This is a genomic window from Phytohabitans houttuyneae (assembly GCF_011764425.1).
In the GTDB taxonomy this organism is placed as follows: domain Bacteria; phylum Actinomycetota; class Actinomycetes; order Mycobacteriales; family Micromonosporaceae; genus Phytohabitans; species Phytohabitans houttuyneae.
Window position 1 is genome coordinate 4,328,828 of record NZ_BLPF01000001.1, and the last position, 20,647, is coordinate 4,349,474.

Below are 20,647 nucleotides of genomic sequence, written 5' to 3' on the forward strand. Positions count from 1 at the left end.
TTCGCGACATTTCCAACGGGTTAACGTACGGCGTGTAGTTCAGGTGATTCGTGTGAGTTATCCCGGCAGGTGCCGGCCCACAGACGCCGACTTCACGGCGATTCGCGCGTCCCGCCGGGCGGCCCGGACACCACGCTTTATTGAACGCCGTCGATCCCCCACGAAGCGCCCCGTACGGTAGCGCAGGCTCGGTCGCCCCTCGGTGTCGGCGACCGCCAGCAGCAGTCCGCCGAGCAGCCCGATGTTCTTCAAGAAGTGGATCTGCTGGGTCCGGCGCTCGGCCGGGTCGTCGTGCTCCCAGAACGCGTGGCCCGCGAGCGTGGTCGGCACGAGCGTACCGGCCAGCACCGCCGCGGCACCGCGACTCCCCCGGCCGGTGGCCAGCAGCAGCCCGGCGACCGCCTGGACAGCGCCGTTGACGCGGACCAGCGTCCGCGCGTCGGTCGGCAGTTGAGCAGGCACTTTCTCGATGAGCGGAGAGACCCGGTCCGTGACCCGCTTGGCCCTCGGGACCAGCGGGTCCGGGTTAATGATCGCGTGCGCACCATTGGCCACGAAGATGGCGCTGAGCATGGCACGTGCCGCGCCGCGTACGGGTCTCATGCGCTCTTCATACCCGGTCGCGCTGCTGCTTATCCCACTGTTCGCAGGTATCGGCCGAAGTGCGGCACGGTGAACGCGACGGTCCCACGCTCGCCGGAGTAGATGAGCCCTTTCTTGATGAGCGCGTCGCGGGCCGGCGACAGGCTGGCCGGCTTGCGCCCCAACTGCTTGGCGATCTCGGCCGTGGGCACGGCGGCGTCCATGTCGTCGGTCGGCTCGTTCACCGACAGCGCCGCCATCGCCCGCATGTACTCGCGCTCGGCCGGGGTGGCCCGCTCGTACCGCGAGCCGAAGAAGCCCACCGCCAACTCCCCCTCGGCCTCCGGCGCGGCCACCCGCACGTCTTCGGCCGTGATCGGCGAGCGCGGCGCGTGATCCCAGGTGGCCTTGCCGTACGCCTGGACGAAGTACGGATAGCCGCCGGACTTCTCGTAGAGCAGGTCGAGCGCCTTCTGCTCGTACTCGACCTCCTCGCGCGAGGCCGGAGCGCCGAGCGCCTGGTCGGCCGAGAGCCGGTCGAGCCGGTCGATCCGCTGGTACCGGAAGAGCCGCTCGGAGTACGACTTGGCGGCGGAGAGGACGGCCGGCAGGTGCGGCAGGCCCGCGCCGACCACGATCAGTGGCGCGCCGAGCTGCGAAAGCTCGTGGCAGGCGGCGCAGAGTGCCGAGACGTCCTCCGCGCCGAGGTCCTGCATCTCGTCGATGAAGAGCGCGATGCCGGTGCCGACGTCGGTCGCCACGCTGGCCGCGTCGCTGAAGAGCTCGACCAGGTCGATCTCGATGTCGCCGGAGTCGGCCCGCCCGGCCCGCACCGGCGCGTCGATGCCGGGCTGCCAGCGGTCGCGCAGCTTGGCGTTGGACGCGTTGGCGCGCAGGGCGAACGCCTTGAGCACGCCGAGGAAGTCGTCGATCCGGTCGGGTGCGCGGTGATGCGGGGCCAGCTCGCGCACCGCCATGTGCAGGGCGGCGCTCACCGGACGGCGCAGCGACTGGTCGGGGCGGGCCTCGATCTTGCCGGTGCCCCACAGCCGGCCGATGGCCTGCGAACGCAGCGTGTTGAGCAGGACGGTCTTGCCGACGCCGCGCAGGCCGGTGAGCATCAGGCTGCGCTCGGGGCGGCCGCGGGCCACCCGCTCCAGCACGACGTCAAAGACCTCCAGCTCGCGGTCGCGGCCGGCGAGCTCGGGCGGGCGCTGCCCGGCGCCGGGGGCGTAGGGGTTGCGGACCGGATCCACGTATCGCACCGTATCGGCTCGTCTACGGCAGACCCTAGATTGCCGAATACATGGGTGTGTCGCGGCAAGTCGACAAATAAATAGCGCCGTCTAGCCTTATCGCTAGACGGCGCTATAGAGGGCTATCGCTATCGCTGCTTCATGCAGAGCACGAAGTCGAGCGGGTTGAGCTCACTGTCGAAGAAGTAGTGGAACTGGTAGCCCTTGACGTCCTTGCACTTGGCCTCGTAGTCGATCGTGCCGTCGAAGCGGGCCAGCACCTCGAAGCTCTTCGCGCGGCAATCAACGATCTTGAGCTCCGGTGCGTCGTTGGAGCCCTCGTTGACCACGCACTGGCCGGCCTTGACAAAGCGGGCGTCAGTGGAGCTTTCCGGCGCCGGGCTTGCGTCACCCGAAGGGTCTGCCTGCCCGCTGGGGTCGGCGGACGCGGACGAGCTGGGCAGCGCAGTGCCCGGGTCGCCGTCGGATCCGCCCAGCTTGATCACGGCCGCCGCGCCGCCGGCAACCACCAGCAGCGCGAGCGCCACGATCACGAAGATCAGCGCCCGGTTGCCCTTCTTGCGCGGCGGCGGTGGCACCGGCTGGCCCCACACCGGCTCGGTCGCGGGCGGCGGGTAGCCCCCGGCTGCTCGTACTGCCTGGTGGACGGGTAGCCGGGGCCCTGGTCGTAACCCGGACCCTGGTCGTAGCCACCGCCCTGCTGGTAGCCGCCGCCACCCTGCTGGTAACCGCCCTGGTCGTATCCGCCGCGGTCATATCCCCCGCGGTCGTAGCCGCCGCCCTGGTCGTACCCCGGGTAGCCACCCGGCGACGTGGGACCGGCAGGTGGCGTCGACGAGGGCGTGCCTCCCCATGGGTCCGGCTGTCCGCCCCAAGGGTCGGACGGCTGCCCGTACGGCTCCTGCGGCTGATGCGGCTGCTGCCTCCCCCAGGGCTCCTGTGGCGGGCCGGAGTAAGACCCGTAGTTCGACATGTGAACAGCCCTCCCGACACTGCGATGCTCCCGGTCACCGTAGCGTGGTGACCCCCTGGCCATACCTCCCGGAAGCGCGCCAATCTCCAGCGCATCCGATCACAGGAGGCGCAGCTGGCGGTCTTTCGGACGTCGTGGACCGGAGTCGCCGAGACGATCGAAGAGGCCGCCGTCGATCGCGTCCAGAAACGGGGTCGGCCGGGCCTCGCGCTCGGTGCCGAAGCGGGTGCGGCGGGAGGCGTGGCTGATGTACAGCCGGTCCTGCGCCCGGGTGACGCCGACGAAGAAGAGGCGGCGCTCCTCGGCCAGCTCCTCGTCCGTCGCCGGCTTGCCCGGAAGCCGCATCGGCAGCAGCCCGTCCTCGCAGCCGACCAGGAAGACGACCGGAAACTCAAGGCCCTTCGCGGCGTGCAGCGTGAGCAGCGTGACCGCCTCGGCACGCGGGTCGAGCGCGTCCACCTCCGCGCCGGTGGCCAGCTGCGACAGGAAAAGCTCAAGGTCGTCGCCGCACCGCTGAGCGAGCGGGGTGAGCACCTCGACGGCCGCCCAGATGTCCTCCGGCGTGTTGGCCGCGGGCGCGTCGAGCGTTGGCGCGGTGAAGCGCTGGGCCAGAACCTGGCCGGCCAGCCGCACCCGGGCGGCGATCGAACCGCCCAGCCCACCGGCGTGACGCAGCTCACGCGCGATGGCGCCGACGCCTGCCCGGTCGCGCAGCCGGTTGTGCGAGCGCTTCTGTACCGGGATGCCGGCGCGGGAGAGCGCCTCGATGACCGGCGCGGCCTGCGCGTCAGTGCGGTACAGGACGGCGATGTCGGAGAACCCGATCGTGGAGGCGCGACCGTCGATCCGCCCCGAGTCGAGCGAGCGGTGCGAGACGCCGCCGACCAGCTCGTCGACGGTGCGGCGGACGAAGTCGGCCTCGTCGCCGGCAGATCCCGCCGGGAAGAGGCCGATCAGCGGTGCCTCGGGGTCGAGCCGGGCGGGGTCCAGCCGCCGCCCGCTGACCAGGGTGGTCGGCGCGATCGCCTGCACCGCCGCCGCGACGATGGGCGCCGCCGAGCGGTAGTTGCGGGTCAGCCGCACCAGCCGGGCGTCGATGAAGTCCTGGGAGAAGCGCAGGAAGTAGGTGACGTCGGCGCCACGGAACGAGTAGATCGCCTGGTCGGGGTCGCCGATCGCGCAGAGGTTGCCGTCGGCGGGGCTGAGCAGCCGGAGCAGCTCGTACTGGGTCGCGTCGACGTCCTGGTACTCGTCCACGAAGATCCAGCGCCACCGCGTGCGGTACGTCTCGACAAGCTCGGGGTCGTCGCGCAGCAGGGCCACCGGCAGCTCGACAAGCTCGTCGAGGTCGACGAGGTTTTGCTGGCGGAGCACCTTGACGTACGCGTCGTGGTCGTCGCCGGCCTCGGCCCGCGCCTCCGCCCGCTGGGCGTCGTCGGCCACCCCGAACCCGTCGGCGAGCCCGGCCGCCTCGGCGTGGTCGCGCAGGATCGCGAGGCCCAGCGAGTGGAAGGTGGCGACCGTGACGTCCTCGGCGACCGGACCGAGCAGCCCGTCGAGCCGCTCCCGCAGCTCCTCGGCCGCCCGCCGGGTGAACGTGATCGCCAGGCACTGCTCGGGATAGACGTTCAGCTCGGCGCAGAGGTACGCGATGCGGTGCGTCAGCGTGCGGGTCTTGCCGGTGCCCGGCCCGGCCACGATGAGCAGCGGCCCGCCGGGTGCGGAGGCGGCCACCCGCTGCAGCGCGTCGAGCCGGTCGAGCAGGCCGGTGCCGACCTCCTCCATGCCGGAGAGCATCGGCTCGAAGGGCTCGTGCGGCGACGCGGGCTGGGCGATGGGAGGCAGCTCCGCCTTCGGCGCGCGGCGCCGCTCCGGTGCCCTCGCCTGCTCGGCTTTGCGGCGGGGTGCCGGCTCGGCGGGGCGGCGCTGTGCGGGCACGGGCACGTCGAAGAGCGCGTCCGGCTGGTGGCCGTGACCCGCGCGGGGCAGCTCGTCCGGCTGGAAGATGGTGATCACGCCGTACTCGCCGTCGTATCCCGGCACGCGCCGCACCTGGCCCCGGCGCAGCCGCCCGATGGCCTCGGCCAGCAGCTCGCCGCCGGCCTGCCCGACGTCGGCCAGCGGCGTTTCGGTGAGGATGCGCAGCTCCGGGCCGAGCGCCGCGACGAGCGTGTTGACCTGCCCGTCGACGGTCTTGGAGCGCGGGCCAACCCCGTGGATCTCGCCGACGATCTGCGGCAGCGAGAGCAGATGGGTGACCTCCTTGGCACCGGGACGCGCCTCGGTGCGGTCGGCGAGGTCTTCCACCCGGCTGAGCACGCCCACGGTCAGCGGCTTTCCGCACTCCGGGCAGAGGCCGCCGGCCGCCCGGGTGCGATCAGGTTGCCAGTTGACGCCACAGGCGCGGTGGCCGTCAGCGTGGTACTTGCCCTCTTCCGGGAAGAACTCGATCGTGCCGTGCAGCCCGTCTCCGGTGCGCAGCGCCTCGCGGATGCCGAAGTAGTCACGCTCCGCGGTCAGTACCGTCGCCTCGCGGGCGAGCGCCGGCGGCGAGTGGGCGTCGGAGTTGGAGACAAGCTGGTAGCGGTCGAGGCTGGAGACCCGCCAGTTCATCTCCGGGTCGGAGGAGAGCCCGGTCTCCACCGCGAAGATGTGGTCGGCCAGGTCGGCGTAGCAGTCGGCGATCGCGTCGAAGCCCGACTTCGAGCCGAGCGCGGAAAACCACGGCGTCCAGATGTGCGCCGGGACCAGGTACCCGTCGGGGCTCGCCTCCAGCGTGATCTCCAGCAGGTCACGCGAGTCGAGGCCGAGGATCGGGCGGCCGTCGGCGCCCAGGTTGCCGATCCGCCCGAGTGCGGTGTTGAAGCGGGTCACCGAGTCGAGGTCGGGCAGGTAGATGAGGTGGTGCACCTTTCGCGTGCGGTCGTCGCGCTTGTAGATCGTCGAGATCTCCACGCTCAGCATGAAGCGCACGGGGTCGGCCTCGGCCGCGCTGGCCAGCCGGGGCGGCAGCCGGCGGGCGATGTCACGCTCCGTCTCAGGGCTGAGCCGGTAGAGGCCCGGCTCGGCGGGGTGCAGCGTCTCGCGCAGGTGGTCGTGCCAGGCGGGGTGGGTGAAGTCGCCGGTGCCGAGCACGCTGACGCCCTTGCGCCGCGCCCACCAGGCCAGATTCGGAAGGTTCAGGTCGCGGCTGCAGGCGCGGGAGTACTTCGAGTGGATGTGCAGGTCAACGACGTACGGATTGCTGCCGGTCGAGCTGCCCTGAGGTGCAACGCTGAACGGAGGCACGCCGCATAGTGCCATGCCCGCATCACTTGGCGCGCGTTGCCACGCGCGCGTGACGCCCACTACTGGCTGTTCAGCTCGACAAGGGTGACCTGTGGTGGTGCCCCGACGCGGACCGGCGGACCCCAGAAGCCGGCGCCGTTCGTCACGTACACCTTCGTGCCGTCGACCGTGCCGAGGCCCGAGACGATCGGCTGCTCCAGGCGGACGAGGAGGCTCCACGGGACCATCTGGCCGCCGTGGGTGTGCCCGGAGAGCTGGAGGTCGACGCCGTGCTTGGCGGCGTCGTGCGCCTGCACCGGCTGGTGCGCGAGCAGCACCACCGGCCGGCTGGTGTCCCGGCCGTCGAACGTCTTGGCGAAGTCGGGCCCGTCGTCGTACTCCTCGCCGGCGATGTCGTTGACGCCCGCGAGGTCGAGGCCGTCGATCTCCAGCCGCTCGTTGCGCAGCGGGCGGAGGCCGAGCCGGGCCACCTCGTCCACCCACTGCTGGTAGCCCGAGAAGTACTCGTGGTTGCCGGTCACGAAGTACGCGCCGCGGCGGGAGCGGAGGCGTTCGAGCGGGGCGGCGGCCGCGCCGAGCTCCTCGACGCTGCCGTCGACCATGTCGCCGACGACCGCCACGAGGTCAGCGTCCATCTCGTTGATCATGTTGACGATCCGCTCGGTGTGGCTGCGGCCGCGCAGCGGGCCGAGGTGGATGTCGGAGACCAGCGCGATGCGCATCCCCTCCATCGAGCGCGGCAGCTTGGCGAGCGGGATCGTGACCCGGTCGAGCTGGGGCGGGCCGAGGGCGCTGCGGATCCCGTACCCGGAGATGCTCGCGGCGGTGAGCCCGGCGAAGATGGCCGCTCCGCGGGCGAGGAGCAGGCGGCGGTCCGGGTTGTGGCCGGGCGGCGTTTCGGCCGGCGGCGCCTCCGGTGGCGGACCGCCGGCGCCGACCAGCGCGGGCTCGGGTGCCTGGGCGACGACCGCGGCGGCGGCCTTGCGCTGCCGGCGCAGCCAGAGCTTGGCGACCAGCATCGGGATCTCGAGCACGACCAGCACGACGATCAGGTAGAACATGACCGCCAGCCAGAGGTAGCCCGGCCAGGCCAGCCACCACTGGCCCGCACGGGTGCCGATCAGCGTCGCGGGCACGAGCACGCCCAGCGCGATCGCGGCCACGCCGCCGGCCCGCCGCCAAGGGCCGGGGCGGGTGGTGTCGCGGACCAGGCGCTTCCACAGGTACAGGTGGATCAGCCCGATCACGGCGAACGCGAACACCACGAACACGATCACACCCACGCTCTGCTCAGCCTCCGGCGAAAGGGGGAAGGACGTCGACGGTCACCCCGCTGGGCAGGGCGGCCCGGCGATCGTGGCACGCGACGCCGTCGACAAGGAAGCTGGCCGCCTTGAGCACGGTGCCGAGCCGCTCGCCCCGGCGGGTCGACAGCTCGGTCGCCAGGTCGTCGAGGCAGAGCCCGGCCGGTGCCAGCTCCTCGTGCACGCCGGCGGCCGCGCGGGCGCCGGCGAAGTACCGCACGGTGATCGAGTCTGCGCTCAAGTCCTCACCCGCCGATCGCGGACATCGGGCGGGTGGGCTGGAGAAACTTCGGGTCGTCGATGCCGTGGCCGGCGCGCTTGGTCAAGGTCGCCGCGCGCCAGCGCCGGGCGATCTCCTCGTCGTCGGCGCCCTCGCGCAGCGCGCCGCGCAGGTCGGACTCCTCGGTCGCGAAGAGGCAGTTGCGCACCTGGCCGTCGGCGGTCAGCCGGGTGCGGTCGCAGTCGCCGCAGAACGGCCGGGTCACGCTGCCGATCACGCCGACCTTCGCGGGCGAGCCGTCCGGGGTGGTGTAGCCGTCGACCAGCCAGGTCTCGGCGGGCGCGCCGCCGCGCTCGGCCGGGTCGGGCAGCAGCGTGAACCTCTCCCGCAGTGCGGCCAGGATCTCCGCGGCGGTGATCATGCGGGCGCGGTCCCAGGCGTGCTGGGCGTCCAGCGGCATCTGCTCGATGAACCGCAGCTCGTAGCCCTCCGCGAGCGCGAACCGCAGCAGCGCCGGCGCCTCGTCCTCGTTGATGTCCCGCATCAGCACTGAATTGATCTTGACAGGCGTGAGGCCGGCGGCCTGCGCGGCGGCGAGGCCGGCGAGCACGTCGGGATGGCGCTTGCGGTGGGTCAGCCGCTCGAACCGCTCGCCGTCGAGCGTGTCCAGCGAGACGTTGACCCGGTCGAGGCCGGCGTCGCGCAGCGGCCGGGCCAGCTTGTCGAGGCCGATGCCGTTGGTGGTCAGCGAGATGCGGGGCCGCGGTGCCAACTCGGCGACCGCACCCACGATCTTGGCGAGGCCCGGCCGGATGAGCGGCTCGCCGCCGGTGAACCGCACCTCGTCGACCCCGAGCCGCTCCACCGCGACCCGCACCAGGCGGATCACCTCGTCGTCGGTGAGCACGGCCGAGTTGGGCAGCCAGGGCAGGCCCTCGACCGGCATGCAGTACGTGCAGCGCAGGTTGCACCGGTCGGTGAGCGAGACCCGCAGGTCGGTCGCCACCCTTCCGTACCGGTCGACGAGCCCCGCGGTGGTCATCTCTTGACGTTACCGCGTCAAGTGCGCAGCGCGGACTCAGCAGTTGCCCGGACGGCGGATCGGTACGCGCCGCCGAACAGGGCGGTGTGCACGAGCATGAGGTGCAGCTGGTGCACCGGCACCCTGGCCTGCCAGCCCTCCGCGAGCGGCCAGGCCTCCCGGTACGCGGCGAGCACACGGTCCAGGTGCGGCACACCTCCGAAGAGGGCGAGCTGGGCGAGGTCCGTCTCGCGGTGGCCGCCGTGTGCCGCGGGGTCGACCAGCCAGGCCCGCCCGTCAGCCGCCCACAGCACGTTGCCGGGCCAGAGGTCGCCGTGGATGCGGGCGGGCGGCTCGCTGCCGCCGTACCCCTCGATCCGCGCGACCACGTGCTCCACCAGGGCCACGTCGGGCGTGGAGAGCGCGCCGTTGTCGGTCGACATCCGCAGGTAAGGCAAGAGGCGGCGCTCGGCGAACCAGGCCGACCAAGGGCCGCCCGACGGGGCGTTGTCCGCGGTCAGCGCGCCGATGAAGCCCGGCCACCGCGCTCCGAAGGCGTCCGCGCCGGCCCGGTGGGTGGCGGCGAGGTCGCGCCCGAGGCGCTCCGCCGCTTCCGGCGTCGCTTCGCCGGGCTCCACCCACTCCAGCGCGAGCAGATCGGGCAGCGCGGCGATGACCTCCGGCACGGGCGCTCCGCCGGCATCGCGCAGCCACCGCAGCCCTGCGGCCTCCGCTTCAAAAAACCCATTTGGTACCGGCTGCGCCGCCCCGCCCCACGACTTGGCGAACAGGGACGCGCCGTCGTCGAGCGTGAGCCGCGAGGCGGTGCAGATGCTTCCCCCGGGCACCGGCGTCTCCCTGATCCGCTGATGGGTCAGGAATGCGGGGAGATGCTCTGGATGCGCCCGAAGGTACGCGAGGTCCATGTCGACCACTCTTACCAAGTGGGTGTCGCCGCGGGCGCAACAGGGGTAAGCATGACTTCATGGCGGTGACGATCCGGTCGTATCGGCCCGGAGACCACAGCGCCGGCCGGCGCCTGTGGGTCGAGCTGGCCGAGCGGCACCGGGCGCTTTACGACGACCCCGGCTTCGGTGGCGCCGATCCCGGCGCGGCGTTCGAGGAATACCTCACCCGGCTGGACCTGTCCGGCATGTGGGTGGCCGACCACGGCGAAGACGGCGTGGTGGGGCTTGTCGGCCTCATCATGAAGGGCCGTGCCGGCGAGGTGGAGCCGGTGGTGGTGACCGAGGCCCGCCGGGGCGAGGGCATCGGGCGGGCGCTGCTTGGGCACGTCGCCGACGAGGCGCGGCGGCGCGGTCTCACCTACCTGACGATCTCCCCCGAGTCGCGCAACGTGGACGCGATCCGCAGCCTGCACGCGGCTGGGTACGACGTGCTTTCCGCGCTCCAGCTGACCCTCGATCTCGGGCGGCGCGACCAGGGGCGGCGCCAGGACATTGACATTCACGACCTTAGATTTAAGTCCTGAGGTGCGCGACTACTGAGCGTGCCTGTGGATAACCCGGGTGTCATCCACAGGGTCTTCTGATCTCGTCCGGTCGGGGGCCAGGCTGCCCCGCATGACTCCGCTCGCCCTCCGGACACCTGCCGATCTGATCACCGCCATCCCGTTCCTGCTCGGCTTCCACCCGAGCGACAGCGTCGTCGTCGTGGGGCTCCGCGCCCGCCAAGTGGTCTTCGCCGCCCGGGGTGACCTGGGCGAGCCGCCCGGCTTCGTGGAGTACGTGACGTCCGTCGTCATGCGCCAGGACATCGACACCGCCGCCGTGATCGGGTTCGGGCCCGACGAGCGCGCCCGCGAGCCGGTCACCGCCATCCGCGAGGCGCTCGAGCGCCACGGTGTCGGCGTGCTCGACGCGCTGCGCGTGGCCGGCGGGCGCTACTGGTCCTACGCGTGCGTCGGCCAGGATTGCTGCCCATCGGAGGGCACGGCGTTCGACCCGGTGGCCAGCCGGATCGCCGCTGCCGCCACACACGCCGGGCAGGTGGCACTCCCCGACCGCGCCGCGCTCGTGGGCCGGATCGCGCCGGTCGGCGGGCTGACCCGCGAGTCGATGCGCCTGGCGACCGATCGTGCCACGGCGCGGCTCGCCACCGTGCTTGCCGCTCCGCCGCCGGGCGACCTGCTCGGTGGCCGGTCGGTGCGCAGGCTGGGCGTCGCCGCGGTGCGGGATGCCATGCGCCGGCACCGCGACGGCGGCCGCCTGACCGACGACGAGGTGGCCTGGCTGACCGTGCTGCTCGTGCACCTGCCGGTCCGTGACTTCGCGTGGGAGCGGGTGGGCGCCGAGGAGTGGCAGATGGAGCTGTGGGTCGACGTGCTGCGCCGCGCCGAGCCACACCTGGTGCCCGCGCCGGCGTGCCTGCTCGCGTTCGCGGCCTGGCGGTGCGGGCAGGGCGCGCTCGCGCTGGCCGCCGTGGAGCGGGCCAAGCGGTCCGACCCGTCCTACTCGATGGCCCGGCTCCTCGACGACGTGCTGCATCGCGGCATCCCACCGTCCACCTTGGACTCCTACCCGCTGCCGCGGCACGCCCGGGCCGGCGGCCGCCGCCCGCGCCGCCGGGTCAGGACCTGATCCGGTGGTGCCCCGTGTAGACGTTCATGGTCTCGCCGCGCAAAAAGCCGACCAGCGTCATGCCCGCCTCGTCGGCAAGGTCGCCGGCGAGTGTGCTGGGTGCGGACACCGCCGCCAGCATCGGCAGCCCGGCCATCCATGCCTTCTGGGTCAGCTCAAAGCTGGCCCGGCCGGAGACCAGCAGCACGTGACCTCGCAGGGGCAGCCGCTGCTCCCGCGTCGCCCAGCCGATCAGCTTGTCGACCGCGTTGTGCCGCCCCACGTCCTCGCGGAGCGCGACGAGCTCGCCCGACGGGGTGAAGAGCCCGGCCGCGTGCAGCCCGCCGGTGCGCTCAAAGACCCGCTGGGCGGCGCGCAGCCGGTCCGGCAGGGCGGCCAGCACCCGGGCGTCCACCGCCATCGGGTCGTCCGCGACGGCAAAGCGCGACCGTGTGCGGATCGCGTCGATGCTGGCCTTGCCGCACACCCCGCACGAGCTGGTGGTGTAAAAGTTGCGGGCCGGGTCGGTCTCCGGCGGCGGCACGTGGCCGGCGAGCACCACGTCCACGACGTTGTAGGTGTTGGGCGTCGGCTCCTCATCGGGCGCGGCCGTGCCGGCGCAGAGCTGAGCCGTCACGACGTCGCCGGCCTCGCGGATCACACCCTCGGTCAGCAGAAAGCCGATGGCCAGGTCGATGTCGTCACCCGGCGTGCGCATCGTGACCGCGAGCGGCCGCCGCCGGGCCGGGCCGGCCGGACCGACCCTGATTTCCAGCGGCTCCTCGGCGGCCAGCGTGTCCCGCCGCTCCACCGTGCCCTGCCCAGCCGTGTCGATCCTGAGGACCGTGCGCCGGTCCGTTGCCCTGCCCATGCCTACCCCGCTCCGCCGCTCGGCGCTCGTTCGCCGTCGTGGTCAAGGTTCGTAGCCTCCCGGCTCCCGCTCATCCCCCAATCTCCCCCGACTCCCCAGTTCGTGCCACCCGTTCGCCGGTGGCCAATCGGTGGCCGACCAGCCTCCGAAGCCCTCCACAGAAGCCGGCCTCACGCCGGGTCACGAGGGAGGAAACCCGATGGGTTCGAGGAAAGGAACTGCACGGCGGATCTCGGTCACCGCGACCGCGCTCACCGCTGGCCTTGCCGGAGCGGCGCTGGCGGCGGTCGCCACCGGCATGGTCTCGATAGGCACGTGGGTGCCCGGCAGCGACGACGACACGCGGGCCGAGCTGGCCGGTTCGCGGAGCCGGGCGGGCGACGGCTACGGCGATCGGGGTGACCTCTTCGTCGTCACCCAGGACAACCGCCTCCACCGCTTCGACAAGCTGGGCAGCGGCCGCCAGGAGCTGAGCGTGGCGATCACCGGGCTGGCAGCCGGCGAAAGGCTCGTGGGCATCGACACGCGCCCGGCCAACGGCCAGCTGTACGCGGTGGGAAGCACCAGCCGCCTCTACGTGATCGACCCGGCCACCGGGGCGGCTGCCCAGGTCGGCGCCCCGTTCACGACCGCGCTCGCGGGCAAGCGGTTCGGCGTCGACTTCAATCCGACCGTCGACCGGCTGCGCATCGTCAGCGACACCGGGCAAAACCTGCGCATCGACCCGACCACCGGCGCGGTCGCGGGCGTCGACACAGCGCTCAACCGCAGCGGCGTGACATCGGCGGCGTATACGAACAGTGTGGCGGGTGCGACGTCCACCGCGCTGTACGACATCGACAGCAGCAAGGACGTGCTCGTGCTGCAGGGCACCAAGCCGGGCGTGATGCCGGCCGTCTCGCCCAACACCGGCCAGCTCTTCCCGGTCGGCCGGCTGAGCGTCGACGTGCTCGGGCTCGACGGGTTCGACATCGTGGGCGCGGCAAAGGGTGACATGTTCGACGAGGGTGACTACACCGCGCTGGCCGCCGTGCGGGTCAAGGGCGACGGCGACAACACCCGCCTGGTCCGCGTCGACCTGCGCACCGGCAAGGCGAGCCCGCGGGGCAAGCTGCCCAAGGGCGTGGTGGGCATCACCGCTTCGGCGGGCGAGGCCACGACCGTGTACGCGACGACGGCCCGCAACGACCTGGTCCGCTTCGACCGCGACTCGCTGAAGATCCGCTCGCAGCAGGCGATCACCGGGCTCGGTGCCGGTGAAAAGCTGCTCGGCCTCGACGTGCGCCCGGCCAACGGCCAGCTGTACGCGCTGGGCAGCACCAACCAGATCTACACGGTCAACCCGCGCACGGCCGCCGCGACCGCGGTGGGCACGCCCTTCAGCGCGGATGTCTACGGCAGCGCGGTCGGCTTCGACGTCAACCCGGTCGTCGACCGCCTGCGCGTGGTCACCTCGTCCGGGCTCAACCTTCGCCTCGTGCCCGACACCGGCGCGGTGGCGGCGGTGGACAAGTCCCTGGCGTATGCGGCTGACGACCGCAACGCCGGCACCGGGCCGAAGGTGTCGCTCGCGGCGTACACCAACGGCTTCGCGGGCGCTACGGCCACCACGCTGTTCGACATCGACACCGGCATCGACGTGCTGACCGTGCAGGCTCCGCCGAATGACGGGGTGCTGCGCACGTCCGGCAAGCTGACGCTCGACGTCGACTCGGTCGGGGGCTTCGACATCGCCCCCGACGGCCAGGCGATTGCGGCGCTGTCGCGCTCCGGCGGCAGCCGCATCTACGCGATCGACCTTCAGTCCGGCAAAGCACGCCTGATCGGCAAGCTCGGCCGCGGCAGCACGTTGACCGGCCTCGCGGTGGCTCCGCGCGGCGTCCTGGCATAACCCGCACAGACCGCCCCGGTCCTATCGTGGGAGGGCCGGGGCGGGTGCGTGCGCGCACCCCCTGCCGTTGATCAGGGACTTCGCGGGCGGGTCGTCCAGCGCGCCGCTTCCTCCGTCTGCGGTGATCAGGGACTTCGTGGGCGCGTCGTCCGGCGCGCCGCCTCCCAAGGTCCCTGATCAACGAGGCGTCGCCGCCACCTGCCGGCTACGGTCTGGGGTGTGCGGGATTTCGCGGCGATCGTGCTGGCCGGCGGGGCCGGGCGCCGCCTGGGCGGTCCGGCCAAGCCCGCCCTGCCGGTGGGCGGCCACAGCATGCTCGGCCGGGTGCTGGGCGCTGTGGCGGATGCGGCGCCGGTGGTCGTGGTCGGCAAGGCGCCGGTGGACCTCCCAGCCACCGTCCGCGCCACACTCGAAGATCCGCCCGGTTCGGGGCCGGTTTCCGCGGTTGCCGCCGGGATGGCCCTGCTCCCCCACGCCGCGGACCATGTCGCCGTCCTCGCCGCCGACCTGCCGTTCCTGACGCCGCAGGCGATGGGCGACCTCCGCCGGCGGCTCATCGACTCCACAGTGGACGGCGTCCTGTACGTCGACGCGGACGGGCGCCGCCAGTTCCTCTGCGGCGTTTGGCACGCCGCTCCCCTGCGTGCCGCCCTCGACCGCCTCTCCACGGGGCGCGGGCTGGCGGGCGCTTCGATGCGCGCGCTTCTCGCCGACCTCGACGTGCGCGAGGTGGCGTGGACGGAGCCCGGCCCGCCGCCGTGGTTTGACTGCGATACCGACGAAGACCTGCGGCAAGCTGAGGAGTGGGCCCGATGAACCTCACCGAATGGACCGCCGCGGCCTGCGCCGAGCTGGGCCTCGACCCGGACGACGCCAACACCAAGCTGGTGCTCGACCTCGCCCGGGACGTCGCGCACAACGTGGTGCGCCCGGGCGCACCGGTGTCCGCCTACCTGCTGGGCCTCGCCGTCGGGCGTGGTGCCGACCCGGCCGCCGCCGCGGCGCGCCTCACCGCGCTCGCCGAGCGGGTGGGCGCGGCGGAGCAGCCGGAGTAGCTCAGGTGGCCGGCTCGAGCCGGATGACGATCTGCTTCGAGGTGGGCGTGTTCGAGCCCTTCGCCGTCGAGTCCAGCGGTACGAGCACGTTCGCCTCGGGGAAGTACGCGGCGGCGCAGCCGCGTGCCGACGGGTACGCGACCGCGCGGAAGGATTTTGCCCGGCGCTCCACGCCGTCGGTCCACTCGGAGACCATGTCGACCATGTCACCGTCGGCGACGCCCAGGGCGGCGAGGTCATCCGGGTTGACGAAGACCACGCGGCGGCCGGCGTGCACACCGCGGTAGCGGTCATCCATCCCGTAGATCGTGGTGTTGTACTGGTCGTGGCTTCGCACGGTCTGCAGCAGCAGCCGGCCCTCCGGCACGCGGATCACCGACACCGGCCCGGCGGTGAAGTGCGCCTTGCCGCTGGCGGTCGGAAACTCCAGCCGGTCGCGGGGAGGGTGCGGCAGCGTGAAGCCGGCCGGGTCGGACACCTTCGCCTCGAAGTCGTCGAAGCCCGGCACCACCGTGGCGATCACCTCGCGGATCGCGCGGTAGTCGGTCTCGTACTCGGCCCACGGCACCGGTGACTCCGGCATCAGCGCGCGAGCCAGCCGGCTGACGATCGACACCTCGGAGAGCAGGTCGGGTGAGGCCGGTGCGAGGCGGCCGCGGGAGGCGTGCACCGACGACATCGAGTCTTCGACGGTCACGAACTGCTCGCCGGACTCCTGCCGGTCGCGCTCGGTGCGGCCCAGGCAGGGCAGGATCAGGCTCGTCGTGCCGGGCACCACGTGCGAGCGGTTGAGCTTGGTCGAGACGTGGACGGTCAGCGCGCACGAGCGCAGCGCCGCCTCGGTCACGGCGGTGTCGGGTGTGGCGGACGCGAAGTTACCGCCCAGCGCCATGAAGACGCGCACCTTGCCGTCACGCATGGCGCGGAGCGCGTCGACCGTGTCGTACCCCCGGCGGGTCGGCATGGGAACGCCGAGCAGGTCGCCGGCGGCGGCCGACCAGGACGGCGGCTCGTGCCAGATGCCCATCGTGCGGTCGCCCTGCACGTTGGAGTGGCCGCGCACCGGGCAGAGACCGGCGCCCGGCCGGCCGAGCATGCCGCGCAGCAGCTGCACGTTGACGAGTTCGCGGATCGTGGCGACCGCCTCGCGCTGCTGGGTCAGCCCCATCGCCCAACACACGATCGTCGCGCCGGACGACGCGAACGAGCGGGCCGCCGTCTCGATCTCTTCACGCGAAAGGCCCGTCGCCGCCGTGATCTCGTCCCAGTCGAGAGCACCGAGCGCGGTGGCGTACGCGTCGAAGCCGACCGTGTATCGATCCACAAAGGACTTGTCGACAGTGCCCCACTCGACCAGCAGCGAGCCGATCGCGCGGAAGAGCGCCTGGTCGCCGCCGACCTTGATCTGCAGGAACTGGTCGGCCAGCGGCGTGCCCTTGCCCACGAGGCCGCGCGGCTTCTGCGGGTTGCGGAAGTTGATGAGCCCGGCCTCGGGCAACGGGTTGATGGCCAGGATCTTCGCGCCGCGCCGCTTGGACTCTTCGAGCGCGGAGAGCATGCGGGGGTGGTTGGTGCCAGGGTTTTGCCCCACGACCACGATCAGCTCGGCGCGGTGGATGTCGTCGAGCGTCACCGACCCCTTGCCGATACCGATCGTGCCGGACAGCGCGACGCCGGACGACTCGTGGCACATGTTGGAGCAGTCGGGCATGTTGTTCGTCCCGTACGCCCGGGCGAGCAGCTGGTAGAGGAACGCCGCCTCGTTGGAGGTGCGACCTGAGGTGTAGAAGACAGCCTCGTCCGGCTCGGCCCCGCGGAGATGTGCGGCGGTCAGTGCGAACGCCTCGTCCCACGATATGGGCGTGTAGTGGTCGGCGTCGGGGCGCCGCACCATCGGCGTGGTGAGCCGGCCCTGCTGTCCGAGCCAGTGGTCGGACCGCTCGGCGAGCTCGGAGATCGGATGTGCGGCGAAGAACTCGGGCGTGATCCGCCTCAGCGTGGCCTCTTCCGCCACCGCCTTGGCACCGTTTTCACAGAACTCCGTGTGCGAGCGGGCTCCCGGAACCGGCTCGGGCCAGGCACAGCCGGGGCAGTCGAAGCCACCGGGCTGGTTGATGCGCAGCAGCGTGAGCGCCGTGCGGCGTACCCCCATCTGGGCCAGCCCCGCCCCCAGCGCGTGGGTGACACCCGGCAGCCCGGCCGCCGTGCGCTTCGGTGTCTCTATCCGCAGGTCGCGGTCGCCCGCGTCATCGCGGGGCGCCCCTTTCGCCATAGCTGCACAATAACCCCGTACACCATGGATGACCGGTGGCCAGTTGCGCCAGAACCGCTCGGTAGGGTGTGGCTGACGGACGGAGGCGATCATGACCGAGGACCAGGGCAAAGCCGGCGTAGGCGGCGAGCAGGCCCTCCCCGGGGCCCAGCGAGCGCGGCGAGCGCAGCCCCGGACACCATCCTGCTCGATGAGCCGACGACGGCAGACCTGCGCTCCAAGGTGACCGAAGCGTGGCGAGAGTTCGCCACCGCGCTGGCGGCGATGCTCGCCAAGCTGCCCACCGGTGCCAACGTGGAGTTGACCCTCGACCCGACCGCTTCCGGTACGGGCGACGCCGTGTACTCGGTGAACGTCAACGTCGCGGACGACGGCCGGATCAACGCCTTGGCGGTGGGCAACGCGAGCCTTCCCCCGGGTTCCGGATGGACCGCGCGGCCGTGGCCGACCTCGTGGCGCTCGGATGGTCGCCGCCCGGCGTGGTCGAGGGCTCCGGTGAGCACTTCGGCCTCCGCTCGACCACGGCAGAGGCTCCCCGCCTGGCCACCACGATCTCCCGGACCCTCCGCGACGTGTACGGGGCACCGCACCCCGCGTTCCTCGTCTACCTCGTGCACGACGCCGAGGACGAGCCGCTGCCGGTCGACCCGCTCGGCACCGCGCGGCCCGAGGCACTCCTCGACGAGGCGGAGGCGGAGCTCGCCGAGCGGGTGGTCCGTGGCGCCGACTCCGACGAGGTGATCGCGCTCGACGAGCAGGTGCGCATGGTCGTGGCCGCGATGATGAAGAGCGCGCCGGACCAGCTCCAGGTCGACTCCGACGGCGACATCGGCATCCGGGCCGGCTCGGCGATGGTGTTCGTCCGGGTCCGCGACAACCCGCCGCTGGTCGACGTCTTCTCACCGGTGCTCACCGAGGTCGAGCCGACCGAGCAGCTCTACGTAAAGCTCTCCGAGCTCACCAACCGCATGCCGATCGGCCGGCTCTACTGCACCAACGACACGGTGTGGGCGTCGATCCCGGTGTTCGGCCGCAACTTCCAGGCCACCCACCTGATGCTCGCCGTCCAGGTGATGACCGGTCTGGCCGACGAGCTTGACGACCGGCTGCACGGCGAGTTCGGCGGCAAGCGCTTCTTCGGCGAGGGCGACAAGCCGACCCGCGAGCAGGACGACCACCGCACCGGCATGTACCTGTGACGCGTCACGGCACGCGCCGGCCGCACGGCCGGCGCGTGCCGTGGGTTCAGCGTTTCTCCTGCCGGCACCGATCGTCCTCGGGCTCAGGAGCGCGGTCGCGTGCGGTGCGGGTCGGTAGGTGGGTGACCGCCCACCCCAGGCGCTCGTTGGTGGGATCCGTCCCCAGCGGTGCTGCCATCACTTACTCCAACTGAGCCAGGCTTGGGTGTCCAAGGTGGACATGTTCGTGGCCATGAGGCCGCTCTCCGAGACCGTCCACAGGTCGTCGCCGATGACCAGGGAACGGCGGATCATCTCGAGGCCGGGCTGCGTCGCCTTGTGCGAGACGGTGCCCACCTCGGAGATCGCGTTGTCGCCGATGCGCAGCACCAGCGCGCCGTTGCTGCCCTTGTCCCGCTCCCACACCGACAGCGGCATCACCAGCAGCCGGTCCTCCGGCCAGTAGAGGAACGCGTGCGGGTCGTACTCCGCCTCGGAGTAGGCCGACTTCACGTGGTGCTGCGCGAGGCGAGCCGGACTGTCCAGGTTGGACACGTCGAAGAGCGAGATCTGTGTGCCCTGCGTACGGCCCTGGTCCGACGCCTCCTGGCCGACGCCGATCACCCGCCCCACCTCGGCCGGGTGCAGGTAGGCGGAGTAGCCGGTGATCTTCAGCTCGCCCGCGACGCGCGGCTTGGCCGGGTCGGTCAGGTCCACTGTGTACAGCGGGTCGGTCTGCCGGAACGTCACGACGTACCCCGTCGTGCCGGCGAAGCGCACCGCGTAGATCCGCTCCCCCTTGCCCAGTCCGGTCACCTTGCCGACCTCGGGCAGGGAGTTTCCGGCGAGGCGCAACACGTACACGGTGGAGCTGGACTTCGGCGACTCGCCCCACGTGCGGCCGCTGGTGGTGGCCACCCGCAGGTGACCGTCCCATTCGGACATCGCGTACTGGTTGATCAGCCAGCCGTGCACCGAGCCGGAGCCGGCGTAGACGGGGCGGCCGGACTGCGAGATGTCGAAGCGGTAGATCTCGGTGATCTCGTCCTCGGGCTTGGGCTCACCGTTGCTCTGCTGCAGCCAGCCCATCACCCGCCACCGCTGGTCGTTGGCGATGTAGAGGCTGGACCCGTTGCTGTACACCGTGTCGCCGTCGGCCACCACGCCGACCGGGTTGCCGTCGCCGAGGCCGTCGGCGCCGAGGTCGAAGCTGAGCACGGTGACCATCGAGGTGCCCGAGTACGTGGCCGGGCGGGAGTAGCGCTCGCAGCCGACCAAGCCCTTTGACGTGTTGCCGCCGGTCGTGACCGTGTACTTCGGGAACCAGTCGTCCGCCGTGGCCTTGTCGATGATCCGCTTGTTGGCGGCCACCCGCTGCTTGTCGGTGCCGTGCTCGCGGTACGGAAACTCCAGGCGGGGGGAGGAGCGCACCACGACGCGGGCGGTGCCGCCGACCTGCCGCGCGTCCACGAGGTTGCCGTCCACCTCGTACTCGCTGATCTTCTTGGGCGCGCCGGAGATGTCCAGGAGGATGAGCCGCGCGCTCATGGAGCCCGCCGGTCGGGCGATGTCACGGGCGGCGGCGTGCCAGCCGCCGCGGATCAGGGCCAGCGCGCGGTCGCCCTGCAGGAGCAGCGTGCCGTCGCCCCACCGGACCGGATCGTCGGGGTTGGCGGCCAGGTCGAGCTTGCCGGTCAGCTTGCGGGACGAGGCGTCCACGACGCGGACGACGCCCTGCTGGAGCGTGACTATCCGCCGGCCGTCGGTCTTGACCAGGTCCGGCTCGTCGACGCCGGCCTCGTGCGTGTTGGTGCCCGAGTAGCTGGTCGCCTTCTGCGCCGTGGGCGCGCCGCCGGCGGCGGTGTCCGCCGCGCCCGCCGCGGACCGCGCGCCCTCGGCGAACGTGACGACGTCGCCGCCGAAGCCATAAGGCCCGACGTACTCCTTGGCCGCCTTCTTCATCAACTGCAGCCCGTTGGCGCAGGAGTCGAAGGCGACGAGCTTGAACTGCCCGGCGGGCACGCCGGGATCGCGCTGGGCGGGCGGGCTCGGCGGCTCCGGCGACGAGGTGCACCCGGCGAGGGCGACCAGCAGCGCGAGCGGCACGCTCGCGGCGACCGCGAGTCTCGGTGTCATGGGGCTTTGACGCCGCGCTGG

Annotated in this window: 16 protein-coding genes and 1 pseudogene; 6 read left to right on the top strand and 11 right to left on the bottom strand. The window is 72.0% G+C overall.

Annotation, left to right across the window (positions count from 1 at the left end; genetic code table 11):
• Positions 1–57: 57 nt before the first annotated feature.
• From Phou_RS19900 to Phou_RS19935, 8 genes are all read right to left on the bottom strand, one after another.
• A complete protein-coding gene (locus Phou_RS19900) occupies positions 58–603 on the bottom strand; it encodes a DoxX family protein (protein ID WP_173057400.1) in 546 nt (181 codons plus the stop codon).
• 29 nt (positions 604–632) lie between these two features.
• Positions 633–1,838: an ATP-binding protein gene (locus Phou_RS19905; protein ID WP_173057401.1), complete on the bottom strand. Its 1,206-nt coding sequence runs from the start codon at positions 1,836–1,838 to the stop codon at positions 633–635.
• A 128-nt stretch (positions 1,839–1,966) separates the two neighbouring features.
• Positions 1,967–2,416: an LppU/SCO3897 family protein gene (locus Phou_RS19910; RefSeq protein ID WP_173057402.1), complete on the bottom strand. Its 450-nt coding sequence runs from the start codon at positions 2,414–2,416 to the stop codon at positions 1,967–1,969.
• A gap of 494 nt (positions 2,417–2,910) precedes the next feature.
• Complete coding sequence (locus tag Phou_RS19915; RefSeq protein WP_173057403.1) at positions 2,911–6,099, bottom strand: UvrD-helicase domain-containing protein; 3,189 nt, start codon at positions 6,097–6,099, stop codon at positions 2,911–2,913.
• A gap of 59 nt (positions 6,100–6,158) precedes the next feature.
• A complete protein-coding gene (locus Phou_RS19920) occupies positions 6,159–7,382 on the bottom strand; it encodes a metallophosphoesterase (protein ID WP_173057404.1) in 1,224 nt (407 codons plus the stop codon).
• Between the two features lie 7 nt (positions 7,383–7,389).
• Positions 7,390–7,644 (bottom strand): MoaD/ThiS family protein, encoded by a 255-nt coding sequence (locus Phou_RS19925; protein ID WP_173057405.1) that lies wholly within the window; start codon positions 7,642–7,644, stop codon positions 7,390–7,392.
• Positions 7,645–7,648: 4 nt separating this feature from the next.
• On the bottom strand, positions 7,649–8,665 hold the full coding sequence (gene moaA / locus Phou_RS19930; protein WP_173057406.1) for a GTP 3',8-cyclase MoaA: 1,017 nt from the start codon (positions 8,663–8,665) through the stop codon (positions 7,649–7,651).
• Positions 8,666–8,682: 17 nt separating this feature from the next.
• The gene (locus Phou_RS19935; RefSeq protein WP_173057407.1) at positions 8,683–9,570 is read right to left on the bottom strand and encodes a fructosamine kinase family protein; all 888 of its coding nucleotides are present in this window, start codon (positions 9,568–9,570) and stop codon (positions 8,683–8,685) included.
• A gap of 59 nt (positions 9,571–9,629) precedes the next feature.
• Here Phou_RS19935 and Phou_RS19940 point away from each other — a divergent pair, with 59 nt between their 5' ends.
• Positions 9,630–10,136 carry a GNAT family N-acetyltransferase gene (locus tag Phou_RS19940; protein WP_246273629.1) on the top strand — a complete coding sequence of 169 codons (507 nt, stop codon included), beginning with the start codon at positions 9,630–9,632 and terminating at the stop codon, positions 10,134–10,136.
• Between the two features lie 91 nt (positions 10,137–10,227).
• Positions 10,228–11,244, top strand: coding sequence for a DUF4192 domain-containing protein (locus Phou_RS19945; RefSeq protein WP_173057408.1), 1,017 nt, complete (start codon positions 10,228–10,230; stop codon positions 11,242–11,244).
• Here the strand turns inward: Phou_RS19945 and fdhD are convergent.
• Positions 11,234–12,094 carry a formate dehydrogenase accessory sulfurtransferase FdhD gene (gene fdhD / locus Phou_RS19950; RefSeq protein WP_173057409.1) on the bottom strand — a complete coding sequence of 287 codons (861 nt, stop codon included), beginning with the start codon at positions 12,092–12,094 and terminating at the stop codon, positions 11,234–11,236. The genes Phou_RS19945 and fdhD overlap by 11 nt on opposite strands.
• A gap of 199 nt (positions 12,095–12,293) precedes the next feature.
• Here fdhD and Phou_RS19955 point away from each other — a divergent pair, with 199 nt between their 5' ends.
• From Phou_RS19955 to Phou_RS19965, 3 genes are all read left to right on the top strand, one after another.
• Positions 12,294–13,985, top strand: coding sequence for a DUF4394 domain-containing protein (locus Phou_RS19955; RefSeq protein ID WP_173057410.1), 1,692 nt, complete (start codon positions 12,294–12,296; stop codon positions 13,983–13,985).
• A gap of 219 nt (positions 13,986–14,204) precedes the next feature.
• Positions 14,205–14,801 carry a molybdenum cofactor guanylyltransferase gene (gene mobA / locus Phou_RS19960; RefSeq protein WP_173057411.1) on the top strand — a complete coding sequence of 199 codons (597 nt, stop codon included), beginning with the start codon at positions 14,205–14,207 and terminating at the stop codon, positions 14,799–14,801.
• Positions 14,798–15,040, top strand: a complete 243-nt coding sequence (locus Phou_RS19965) for a DUF6457 domain-containing protein (protein ID WP_173057412.1) — start codon at positions 14,798–14,800, stop codon at positions 15,038–15,040. Before mobA ends, Phou_RS19965 begins: the two co-directional genes overlap by 4 nt.
• Position 15,041: 1 nt before the next feature.
• Here Phou_RS19965 and Phou_RS19970 read toward each other — a convergent pair whose 3' ends face one another.
• Entirely contained in the window at positions 15,042–17,312 is a 2,271-nt protein-coding gene (locus Phou_RS19970) for an FdhF/YdeP family oxidoreductase (RefSeq protein ID WP_173057413.1), read from the bottom strand.
• Between the two features lie 24 nt (positions 17,313–17,336).
• Between Phou_RS19970 and Phou_RS19975 the strand changes: the two are divergent.
• Positions 17,337–18,511, top strand: a pseudogene (locus Phou_RS19975) (T3SS (YopN, CesT) and YbjN peptide-binding chaperone 1).
• Between the two features lie 177 nt (positions 18,512–18,688).
• Here the strand turns inward: Phou_RS19975 and Phou_RS19980 are convergent.
• Entirely contained in the window at positions 18,689–20,626 is a 1,938-nt protein-coding gene (locus Phou_RS19980) for a beta-propeller domain-containing protein (protein ID WP_173057414.1), read from the bottom strand.
• Positions 20,627–20,647 lie beyond the last annotated feature (21 nt).

What these genes read in the sequence shown, in the direction of transcription:
- Phou_RS19900 (WP_173057400.1), bottom strand. Translation starts at nt 603, where the DNA reads ATGAGACCCGTACGCGGCGCGGCACGTGCCATGCTCAGCGCCATCTTC.
- moaA (WP_173057406.1), bottom strand. Translation starts at nt 8,665, where the DNA reads ATGACCACCGCGGGGCTCGTCGACCGGTACGGAAGGGTGGCGACCGAC.
- Phou_RS19935 (WP_173057407.1), bottom strand. Translation starts at nt 9,570, where the DNA reads ATGGACCTCGCGTACCTTCGGGCGCATCCAGAGCATCTCCCCGCATTC.
- Phou_RS19940 (WP_246273629.1), top strand. Translation starts at nt 9,630, where the DNA reads ATGGCGGTGACGATCCGGTCGTATCGGCCCGGAGACCACAGCGCCGGC.
- Phou_RS19945 (WP_173057408.1), top strand. Translation starts at nt 10,228, where the DNA reads ATGACTCCGCTCGCCCTCCGGACACCTGCCGATCTGATCACCGCCATC.
- fdhD (WP_173057409.1), bottom strand. Translation starts at nt 12,094, where the DNA reads ATGGGCAGGGCAACGGACCGGCGCACGGTCCTCAGGATCGACACGGCT.
- Phou_RS19955 (WP_173057410.1), top strand. Translation starts at nt 12,294, where the DNA reads ATGGGTTCGAGGAAAGGAACTGCACGGCGGATCTCGGTCACCGCGACC.
- Phou_RS19965 (WP_173057412.1), top strand. Translation starts at nt 14,798, where the DNA reads ATGAACCTCACCGAATGGACCGCCGCGGCCTGCGCCGAGCTGGGCCTC.
- Phou_RS19970 (WP_173057413.1), bottom strand. Translation starts at nt 17,312, where the DNA reads ATGGCGAAAGGGGCGCCCCGCGATGACGCGGGCGACCGCGACCTGCGG.
- Phou_RS19980 (WP_173057414.1), bottom strand. Translation starts at nt 20,626, where the DNA reads ATGACACCGAGACTCGCGGTCGCCGCGAGCGTGCCGCTCGCGCTGCTG.